General features: G+C 46.0%; 13 protein-coding genes. 10 read left to right on the top strand and 3 right to left on the bottom strand.

Annotated features, from left to right (window positions below; all coding sequences use genetic code 11):
• Window positions 1-120: 120 nt before the first annotated feature.
• Together B3K91_RS03315 and B3K91_RS03310 are read right to left on the bottom strand one after the other, a co-directional pair.
• A complete protein-coding gene (locus B3K91_RS03315) occupies window positions 121-372 on the bottom strand; it encodes a hypothetical protein (protein WP_214060743.1) in 252 nt (83 codons plus the stop codon).
• Window positions 373-435: 63 nt separating this feature from the next.
• Window positions 436-909, bottom strand: a complete 474-nt coding sequence (locus B3K91_RS03310; RefSeq protein WP_214060742.1) for a flavodoxin domain-containing protein — start codon at window positions 907-909, stop codon at window positions 436-438.
• Between the two features lie 242 nt (window positions 910-1151).
• On the opposite strand from B3K91_RS03310, the gene rpsF reads away from it, so the two are divergent.
• The 10 genes from rpsF to B3K91_RS03260 all read left to right on the top strand — a co-directional run bounded on the left by rpsF (window position 1152) and on the right by B3K91_RS03260 (window position 7368).
• Window positions 1152-1625 (top strand): 30S ribosomal protein S6, encoded by a 474-nt coding sequence (rpsF, locus tag B3K91_RS03305; RefSeq protein ID WP_214060741.1) that lies wholly within the window; start codon window positions 1152-1154, stop codon window positions 1623-1625.
• Window positions 1626-1628: 3 nt separating this feature from the next.
• Window positions 1629-2090 carry a single-stranded DNA-binding protein gene (locus B3K91_RS03300; protein ID WP_214060740.1) on the top strand — a complete coding sequence of 154 codons (462 nt, stop codon included), beginning with the start codon at window positions 1629-1631 and terminating at the stop codon, window positions 2088-2090.
• A 15-nt stretch (window positions 2091-2105) separates the two neighbouring features.
• Complete coding sequence (rpsR, locus tag B3K91_RS03295) at window positions 2106-2339, top strand: 30S ribosomal protein S18 (RefSeq protein WP_099829385.1); 234 nt, start codon at window positions 2106-2108, stop codon at window positions 2337-2339.
• A gap of 52 nt (window positions 2340-2391) precedes the next feature.
• Window positions 2392-2847: a 50S ribosomal protein L9 gene (gene rplI, locus B3K91_RS03290; RefSeq protein WP_099829386.1), complete on the top strand. Its 456-nt coding sequence runs from the start codon at window positions 2392-2394 to the stop codon at window positions 2845-2847.
• Between the two features lies 1 nt (window position 2848).
• Complete coding sequence (locus tag B3K91_RS03285; RefSeq protein WP_099829387.1) at window positions 2849-3700, top strand: MBL fold metallo-hydrolase; 852 nt, start codon at window positions 2849-2851, stop codon at window positions 3698-3700.
• A gap of 33 nt (window positions 3701-3733) precedes the next feature.
• On the top strand, window positions 3734-4177 hold the full coding sequence (locus tag B3K91_RS03280; protein WP_099829388.1) for an NfeD family protein: 444 nt from the start codon (window positions 3734-3736) through the stop codon (window positions 4175-4177).
• A 22-nt stretch (window positions 4178-4199) separates the two neighbouring features.
• A complete protein-coding gene (locus B3K91_RS03275; RefSeq protein WP_099829389.1) occupies window positions 4200-5132 on the top strand; it encodes an SPFH domain-containing protein in 933 nt (310 codons plus the stop codon).
• A 5-nt stretch (window positions 5133-5137) separates the two neighbouring features.
• A complete protein-coding gene (locus B3K91_RS03270; protein WP_099829390.1) occupies window positions 5138-5689 on the top strand; it encodes a hypothetical protein in 552 nt (183 codons plus the stop codon).
• Window positions 5690-5752: 63 nt separating this feature from the next.
• Window positions 5753-6397 carry a protein disulfide oxidoreductase gene (pdo, locus tag B3K91_RS03265; protein ID WP_214060739.1) on the top strand — a complete coding sequence of 215 codons (645 nt, stop codon included), beginning with the start codon at window positions 5753-5755 and terminating at the stop codon, window positions 6395-6397.
• An 11-nt stretch (window positions 6398-6408) separates the two neighbouring features.
• A complete protein-coding gene (locus B3K91_RS03260; protein WP_214060738.1) occupies window positions 6409-7368 on the top strand; it encodes an NAD(P)/FAD-dependent oxidoreductase in 960 nt (319 codons plus the stop codon).
• A 43-nt stretch (window positions 7369-7411) separates the two neighbouring features.
• Here B3K91_RS03260 and B3K91_RS03255 read toward each other — a convergent pair whose 3' ends face one another.
• Complete coding sequence (locus B3K91_RS03255; RefSeq protein WP_292593982.1) at window positions 7412-8395, bottom strand: S66 peptidase family protein; 984 nt, start codon at window positions 8393-8395, stop codon at window positions 7412-7414.
• Window positions 8396-8780 lie beyond the last annotated feature (385 nt).

The following is an 8780-nucleotide window of genomic DNA, read 5'->3' as shown; positions in this document are numbered from 1 at the left end:
CCTCAAGCGGGTCATCTCATCCACACTCCCCACCGCAAGCGGTCCCCCCGCTCGAGCGGGGATTTAAGATCAAGAACAGAAGAGCGGTTCATCGTTGACACTCCGTGTCCAGGATCTTCATTAGAAGCCGCGAGATGGTGAGATCCAGAGAATATGATGTGGGTAATGATGATCTACTATCCCTGCCGCGAAATTTCCTTCATAGTCTCCATCGGTTAATTGAGAGAGATTTAGCGGTGCGAACTCAAGTGTGTCGAGCTCCTTCAGTCCCTCTTCAAGCCTTGGAAAGATAAGCGCCATAACGATTACGTTCAGTGCTGCAACTGCAATCCCTATCGATATGGGTACTCTGGTAAGGTACTTCAGTTTCATCGTCTTTGCTCCGGAAGATGAATTTCAGTAACTTATTGTTCGGCTGTATTATAGCAAAGCTGGCTAAGCCTCAAAGTCCTTGACAAACTTATCGATGTTGCTTGAAACAATGTGGGGCTGAGGCTTGCCTTTCGAAGCTGCCTTCAGCATCATTCTTGAAAGAAAACCCAGTCTTTCTAGATTGAACTCGCCACCAAAAAACCCTTTTGTCTTGCATTTGTCAAGAAACTCCTTAGGGAAGTTCTGAGAGAGGTACTCTCCAAAGTTCTTTTCTCCCGAACCCATGCAGAGAAATACTCCAAGCCTTTTCGACTTAAGGTCTTCAAGGTTCCTTCTCACAAATTCCGTTATCTCCTTGTTTGCCTTGCCGATTCTGATCGATGCCCCAACGATCACGGCATCGAATTCTTTGAGTTTCGGAGATGGGTCTTTCTTGATGTTGATTATCTCTGGTTCCTCAGAGAGTTTCTTTGAGATTTCGCTTGCACACTTTTCCACAGTTCCGCTCCAAGTCGAGTAGATTATCGCGGTCTTCATAAGAGACGCCTCCTAAAGGTGAGAATTGGTACTTCATTGTTTAACAAATACAGTTTACATGATAAGAGACTGCGAAGCCTTAGCAGATGAATAGTTTGAGTTATCTCCGTTGCCTGTAGCGTATTTAGTGTACAAGTCATCGATTGGACTTGAAGAATTCGGGCATTATGTTATAATTCTATGCGTTGAATTCCCGCTTTGCCGCAGAAGGCAAGGCCACAGACCAAGGGAGGAGGAAGTTAATGAGCAGGATCTACGAAACTATGTTCATAGTCTCGCCGAAGCTAGATGAAGAGAATCGGAATGCGATGGCTGAAAAGGTTAGAGACTATATTGTTGAACGAGTCGGAGGAACAATCGAGAAGTTCGACAGATGGGGTGTCAGGAAACTAGCTTACAGGGTTACAAAAGGCTTCAGCGAAGGCGACTACACGGTTATTCAGTTCAAGGCTGACCCGGAATCGGTTGATATCCTCGAGAGATTCTTTGGTATCACCCCTGAAGTTTTCAGATGGCAGACATTCAGGAGAGAAGATCTTGAAAAGGCGGAGAAAAAAGCTTTGCTGAAAAAAGACGAAGCGGCAGAACAGCCAGTGGTTGAAGAAAGCGTTCAGAATGCTGAGTCAGAAGAAGCACCGGTTGAAGATACAGCAACTGAAGAAGCGGTCGCCGTTGAAGTAGAAACTACTGAAGAAGAAAAGCAGACGGAGGAGTAAGAAATGTCGATTAGCTACAATCATGTTGTCCTGATAGGTAGACTAACTCGCGATCCGGAGATCAAGTTCGCTGCCAGTGGCACTCAAATTGCAACGTTCACTCTTGCAGTTGACAGAAATGTCGCGTCATCCAATAACGACAGTACCGACTTCATAAGGATTGTGACCTTTGGAAAAACAGCGGAGTTCGTTGGCAACTATTTGACGAAAGGCAGACTTATACTTGTAGAGGGCTCTCTCAGAATTAACAAGTGGAAGACGCAGGACGGTGAATCGAGGTCAATGGCCGAGGTTGCCGCCTCCAACATACGATTCATGGAGACAAAGGCACAGGCTCAACAGAGTTCTGGAGGTTTTGAGAAATCGACTCAGGATAATGATTTGGTTGAGAGCACTGGAAACGATGACATTACTTTCTTTGGAAGCGACACGGGTGACTCCGGAAGCGACGATATCCCATTTTGAGGCAGGTGGAAGATTATGGTAAAAGACAATAGGCGAAGAGGAAGAAGCAGAAGAAAGTGCAGACTCTGCGGTACAAAGACAAAGTACATTGACTATAAGAACACTTCTTTGTTGCGCGACTATGTTACCGAAAAGGGCAAGATTATCCCAAAGAGGATTACAGGTAACTGCGCGAAACACCAGAGGATGGTGAAGGAAGCGATTCAGAGGGCGAGATTCATGGCGCTGCTTCCTTACACAAAAGAGTGATAGAGTCAGTCAGGGAGGCGAATAGCCTCCCTTTTTTAAAAGGAGGTTTCTTATGAAGGTGATTCTTCTGAAAGACGTAAACAACGTTGGAAAAGCCGGTGAAGTGAAGAACGTATCTGATGGTTACGGTAGAAACTTCCTTATTCCAAAGGGGTTTGCAGTTGAAGCCAATCAGAAAGAGATGGCAAAGCTCAAGCACATTCAGAAACAGCAGGAAGAAAAGGAAGAAAGAATAAAGAAGGCCAGTGAAGATCTGTTGCACGAGCTCCAGAAACACCACTTCGTGATAAAGGCTAAGTCCGGATCTAGCGGCAAGCTATTTGGAGCAGTCACCTCCGGAGATATTTCCAGCCACATCAAGAGTTTGCTTGGTCTTGTGGTCGATAAGAAGAACATAGAGCTAGAGGAACATATCAAGCAGACCGGTGAATACAAGATAGATGTTAAGCTTCCGGGCAATGTTAAAGGAAAGATTGCATTGAAAGTGGAAGGGCTGGAGGAAGACTGATTTGGAGTTTCAGATTTTCTCGAAGGCTCTCTACTCAACATGGATTCTATATCGACCCGAAAGGATACTCTTCGATGTGGGAGAGGGTATATCCACTGTTCTTGGCAACAGCGTCTATGCGATAAAAGATATCTTCCTTACCCACGGTCATGTCGATCACATTTCCGGACTCTGGGGCCTGATAAATACCCGAAACACGGCAATGGGCGACCGGAACAAGCCTTTGAGAATTAGTTTCCCCTCGGGCAACCGAGCTATCGAAGCTTACCTTGATTTTATCATTGGAATGAATCCTCGATTAAGATATAACATGATAGTCAACCCGATAAACGTCGGAGATGAAGTGTATCTTAGAACTGCAGGCAGCTTCAGGAGACATGTTACTCCCTTCAGAGTGAAACATACAATCGGCGAGATCAGCTACGGTTACCATATCTATGAAGAGAGAAAGAAGCTAAAAGAGGAATACGCCGGTCTCTCATCAAAGGAGATTGCCGGTGTAGTCAGTGAGAAAGGTAGAGAAGAGATTACTGACACTTATCTTAAGAAGATCGTGACCATCAGTGGAGACACATTCGCACTTCCTCCCGAGGTTATTGCCGATTCGGAGACGTTGCTCCATGAGTGCACTTTTCTGGTCGGGAAGGATAGAAGGAATCAGAATCATTCCAGCATTGAGGAAGTAATCGACAGTGTGAGAAATAGCAAGGGTATAAAGAGATTGATATTGTATCATATATCGGGACGGTACACATCCAAGATGAAAAAATGGCATAATATAATTAAGAAGGAACTTGACGGTTCCGAACTTGAGGTGTTTCTTGTTCACCCGGAACATGTTTTTGAACTGTAAGGTTGTTCTGAGTACTCCGGGAGGAGGTAAAGAATGGGCTACATAGGCTGGATGATTTTCGGCGTTGTCTTACTCGTGGCAGAGATAATTACTCCTACGTTCTTCTTTCTGTGGTTTTCTATTGGTTCCTTTCTCGCAGGTCTGGCATCAATGTTTTCTTTCGGTTTCGGCTGGCAGGTGCTTGTCTTTGCAGTAAGCAGCTCTTTGTTGGTGCTTCTAACAAGACCGATTGCCAGAAGGCTTTCAAAAGGTGATTCGCCGAGGAAGATGTACATAGACGGAATGGTGGGCTCTTTGGGACGTGTGATGGTCGAGATTAACCCGGTGCTGGAAAAAGGCAGGGTCAGGATAGAAGGAGAAGACTGGAGAGCCAACTCGATTAACGGTGAAGTAATACCGGTGGATACCGTGGTGAAAGTGGTGAGACTGGAAGGTACTCTGGTCTATGTCGAGAGAGTAAACGATAACACTCAGTGAATGATAGAAAGGGGGATCAGAAATGGTTTTTTGGTTGATACTTGCAGCAGTAATATTCATCATTGCAGCTTCAGGAATAAAGATTATCCGTCCGTTCGAGAAGGGACTGGTAGAGAGACTCGGAAAGTACAGAAGAGATGCAGAACCGGGTCTTCAGTTCATAATTCCGTTTATTGAAAGGATGGTAAAGGTCGATCTCAGAGAGACAGTTATCGACGTGCCACCTCAAGAGGTCATAACAAAGGATAACGTTGTCGTCACCGTTGACGCTATCATATACTTCCAGATAACCGATGCATTCAGGGTCGTATACAACGTCGCTAATTTCGAGATCGCAGCTATAAAACTGGCTCAGACAAACCTAAGGAACGTTATCGGTGAGATGGAGCTGGACCAGACACTTACCTCAAGAGAGCGAATAAACGTTACTCTGAGAGAGGTACTTGACGAAGCCACGGACAAGTGGGGAGTCAAGGTCACTAGAGTTGAGATCAAGAAGATCGATCCACCTCAGGACATAATGGATGCCATGTCCAAGCAGATGAAGGCCGAGAGAACCAAGAGAGCCGTCATTCTGGAGGCCGAAGGTTATAAGCAGTCGGAGATAACGAAAGCCGAAGGCGATAAGATGTCCGCGATACTTCAGGCCGAAGGTCAGAGCGAATCAATAAAGAGAGTCGCAGAAGCCAACAAGTTCAAGCTGATAGCAGAGGCCGAGGGTCAGGCTAACGCTATAGTTAACGTCTTCAAGGCCATTCATGAGGGTGATCCGACGAAAGACGTTATTGCTATCAGATACCTGGAGTCCCTTAAGCAGATTGCAGATGGTAAGGCAAACAAGGTCTTCTTGCCTTATGAGAGCAGTGCAATGCTTAGCTCGATAGGTGCAATGGCGGAGATCTTCAGAGAAGGGAAAGACAGTTCAGACGGCAATGAGAAGGTAAGCAAGAAGTGATCTGATTGTTAGTCAGTGATATTGTTCACATTTTTCTGAGTTTCTTAATTATTACTGTGTTGGCCACCGTCCTTTCGGTGGCCTCAGTTTTTGCCTTTCAGCGTCAAATAAGAAAACCGACTTTCTTTCTTCTGTTTATGAACATTGCCTTTGCAAATGGATTCATCTTTCTAAGTACTATGCTATTCACGGATAATTACAGACTTCACAATCTAGTCCTCTTCCTGATCGCCTATCTCTATGTATATGGATCGTTAGGCAGACACATGTCGAGATACGATGACACATTTCGTATGTTGTTTCTTTCCATGGGGTATACGCGTCAGGAGTTCTTCAAGAAATACCTCATCGTACAGGGAAAATGGAAGTTGGCCGACTGCATCCTTACCTTTTCTGCGATCGCAACTGTCATAAGGTTCTTATCTGACCACCTGAAGTATTTCTATCCCGACGAATGGCTGCAGATAATGCTTCTATTCACAGTCATCTGCCTGACCGTTGGCGTAAGCAGATGGTTTGGCGACAGTTCTGTAAACAAGCTGTCAAAGGAAGAGTAACATAGAGATGATATCATACCCCTATAGGGTATGCATAATACGGAATTCCAAGGAGGTATAGTTATGGCAAAGTTATTTCCGGACAATACAATAAAACAGGTTAAAGAGGTCTTTGGCAGCATGGAAGGTCCTGTAAAGGCACTTCTCTTCAAGAGTGACAAGAACTGCGATTACTGTTCCACTGCCGAACAGATGTTGAAAGAACTCTCGGAAATTGAAGGAAAGATAACCTTCGAAGTTCATAATCTTGAATCGGAAATGGCCGATAAGTATCGCATTGATCTAGCTCCTAGTATAGTTCTGCTCAATCCGGACGGAGATGACAAGGGAGTAAGGTTCCTCGGCATACCGGCCGGTCATGAGTTCGGCACGCTCTTGCAGGACATTGTCTCTTTTTCTAAGGGAGCACTTCCCGAGCTCTCTGAGGACTCGATCAAGAAGATTGAAGCGATAAGTTCGCCTGTAGACATAAAGGTCTTTGTGACCACTACTTGCCCGTACTGCCCCAGGGCCGTTATTATGGCTCACAATATTGCTATGGCAAACAAGAATATTACTGCATACATGGTTGAAGCGAATGAGTTCACGGAACTGTCAAAGAAGTACGGTGTCTCTTCTGTACCACAGATTGTGATTAACGACAAGGTGACTTTCGTTGGAGCTTATCCGGAAGGTCAGTACGTAGATCAGGTATTGAAGGCCGTATAAGGAGGAGCAGAATGTCATTCTTCGAACTTGGCAGCGCAAAGAAATCCGAAATGAAAGACTCTTATGATGTGGTGATTATTGGGGGCGGTCCTAGCGGAATCACTGCGGGAATTTATGCCGTTCAGGCAGGACTGAGTCCTTTGATCATCGAGAAGGCGCTGGATGGCGGGCAGATGAACAATACCCGGGCAGTGGAGAACTGGACGGGTTTCACCAGTATCAGCGGAATGGAACTGAGTGAGAAGATGGCTGAACACGCGAGAGCTTTTGACGTGCCTTTCACATATAGTGAGGTTGTCGATCTAGAGATCGATGAAGAGGAGAAAGCGGTTGTCCTTGACAATGGAAAAAAGATAATGTCGAAGGTTATTGTACTCGCCACAGGATCGAATCCGAGAAAGCTCGGCGTGAAAGGCGAAGAAGAATTCAAGGGAAGAGGAATAAGCTATTGCGCAACTTGTGACGGACACTTCTTTTCCGATAAACACATCGCTGTAATTGGCGGAGGGAACAGTGCTCTCGATGAATCGCTTTATCTGAGCAAAATGGTTAGCAAGATAACAGTGATTCAGAATCTCCCGAAGCTAACTGCCGACAAACTTCTGCAGAAAAAGCTGAACGACACAGGCAAGGTTGAGTATGTTTTCAGTTCAGTATTAGATTCAGTTGAAGGCGATTCTCAGCTGAGAAGGTTGAACATCAGGAGTGTCGACACTGGCGAAATAACTCCGCTTGAGGTGGATGGAGTATTTGTCTTCATTGGGCTAATTCCGAACTCTCAGTTCTTGAAAGGAAAGGTGGAGCTCAACGAGTTCGGTTATGTCAAGACGAACGATTTCATGGAGACAAACAAGAAGGCCGTCTACGCAATTGGTGATGTAAGAGAAAAAGAGGTTAGACAGATAGTTACGGCAGCGGCCGATGGATCAATAGCGATTTACCACGCGGCAAGAAACTATTTCTACGATTGACTAGACTTCATAGAATAGAAAAAGAGCGCGGGACGCTCTTTTTCTATTTTATTCTTGCCTCGGGAACTGGAAGAATCTCGATTGTCCCCTTCTCCATGTCTATTTCCACCCACTGACCTACGGGAAGTACAACCTTTGGGAAGTCCCCGTGGTAACTTGGCAAACCGATCCAGACAGGAATCTCTTTGTCCAGAAAATAGTCGTGTATCACCCTCTTTATGTCGTCTAGATCGCCGTTCTTGATCTCCGTGAATCCCGCAAAAACAACACCTCTGAGAGACGAAAAGTCATCTAGATGTGCAATATTCCAAATCATTCTCTCAAGTGATTCTTTTGTCTCGCTTACATCCTCAAGCACCAGGATAGCGTCCTTCAGCGAGCCCAGATATTCAGTCCCTTGAAGGGTCTGAAACAAAGAAAGATTTGCCGGTATAAGTCTTCCGGCCATCTTGCCTTCAATTACTGGAATGGACTGGTAATTGAAACGAATAGTCCTCTCTCCGTTGAATATCGCTGCGATGTTTTGGACTGACTGGGTGTCCGATCCAAGCTCGACCGCAACCATAGGTCCGTGGAACGTCGTTAGACCTGTCTTGAAATAGATCGAAAGAAGCAGTGCGGTGATATCGCTGTAGCCAACCAGGGGCTTCGGGTTTGAAGCGATCAAGTCCCAATCGAGCCAGTCCAGAAGGTTATACGAGCCATAACCTCCTCTGGCAGTGATAATCGCATCATATTCTGGATTTGCGAAGGCTTCGTTCAGCTCATTAGCCTTTTCTCTAGACGAAAGCGATACCTGGCAGCTTCTTCCTACTACCACACGGTATCCAACACTTCTCAAAGCGTTAACGCCGCTCTCAAGCTTTGCTCTTTCGGGAAAGCTTGCAGGAGCGGTGACGAAAATCGTTTTGATCTCTCTCGAAATCAATACAGGCGAAGTCAAAAGAATACCAATACATACCATGATTGTCAACCATACCCTTCTCATGAAATCCTCCAGCTTGATGTGTCTACTATAGTTTGCCATTCATGAGCTCCAAAATCAACATGCAAGAGGCAACTCCCGAAAAAAAACATGCCGTTGACGAATGAGATCGAGATAAGACGAGAAAGTGCGTCGCCGAGCCATTCGCTGCGCTCACGAGAAGGCGAGAGAAAAGTTAGTCACTGCTGAAGTAAGACGCAAGGCGCCGAAGAGCATCGGCGGACGCAAGGCTGGCTTCGCCAGGAAGTGATGCACGCTGGCGCGAGGAAGTGATGCCCGGAGGAACATCCGGGGAAGTGATGTGCCGAAAGATCACCGGCGGACGCAAGGCTGGCAAAGATCATGCCAGGTCGCAATGCCCGGAAGAGCATCCGGGGACGCATTGCTGCCTTCGGCAGGAGGCGAGGCCGACTTCGTCGGGAAGTGA

This window comes from Mesotoga sp. UBA5847 (assembly GCF_002432735.1).
Taxonomy (GTDB): domain Bacteria; phylum Thermotogota; class Thermotogae; order Petrotogales; family Kosmotogaceae; genus Mesotoga.
Note: the sequence above shows the minus strand (reverse complement) of the source record. Positions and strands in the feature narration are given on the sequence as shown.

Excerpts from the sequence above, each read along its gene's own strand:
- pdo (WP_214060739.1), top strand. The coding sequence starts at position 5,753 with ATGGCAAAGTTATTTCCGGACAATACAATAAAACAGGTTAAAGAGGTC.
- B3K91_RS03260 (WP_214060738.1), top strand. The coding sequence starts at position 6,409 with ATGTCATTCTTCGAACTTGGCAGCGCAAAGAAATCCGAAATGAAAGAC.
- B3K91_RS03280 (WP_099829388.1), top strand. The coding sequence starts at position 3,734 with ATGGGCTACATAGGCTGGATGATTTTCGGCGTTGTCTTACTCGTGGCA.
- rpsF (WP_214060741.1), top strand. The coding sequence starts at position 1,152 with ATGAGCAGGATCTACGAAACTATGTTCATAGTCTCGCCGAAGCTAGAT.
- B3K91_RS03255 (WP_292593982.1), bottom strand. The coding sequence starts at position 8,395 with ATGGCAAACTATAGTAGACACATCAAGCTGGAGGATTTCATGAGAAGG.
- B3K91_RS03310 (WP_214060742.1), bottom strand. The coding sequence starts at position 909 with ATGAAGACCGCGATAATCTACTCGACTTGGAGCGGAACTGTGGAAAAG.
- B3K91_RS03315 (WP_214060743.1), bottom strand. The coding sequence starts at position 372 with ATGAAACTGAAGTACCTTACCAGAGTACCCATATCGATAGGGATTGCA.
- rpsR (WP_099829385.1), top strand. The coding sequence starts at position 2,106 with ATGGTAAAAGACAATAGGCGAAGAGGAAGAAGCAGAAGAAAGTGCAGA.
- rplI (WP_099829386.1), top strand. The coding sequence starts at position 2,392 with ATGAAGGTGATTCTTCTGAAAGACGTAAACAACGTTGGAAAAGCCGGT.
- B3K91_RS03275 (WP_099829389.1), top strand. The coding sequence starts at position 4,200 with ATGGTTTTTTGGTTGATACTTGCAGCAGTAATATTCATCATTGCAGCT.
- B3K91_RS03300 (WP_214060740.1), top strand. The coding sequence starts at position 1,629 with ATGTCGATTAGCTACAATCATGTTGTCCTGATAGGTAGACTAACTCGC.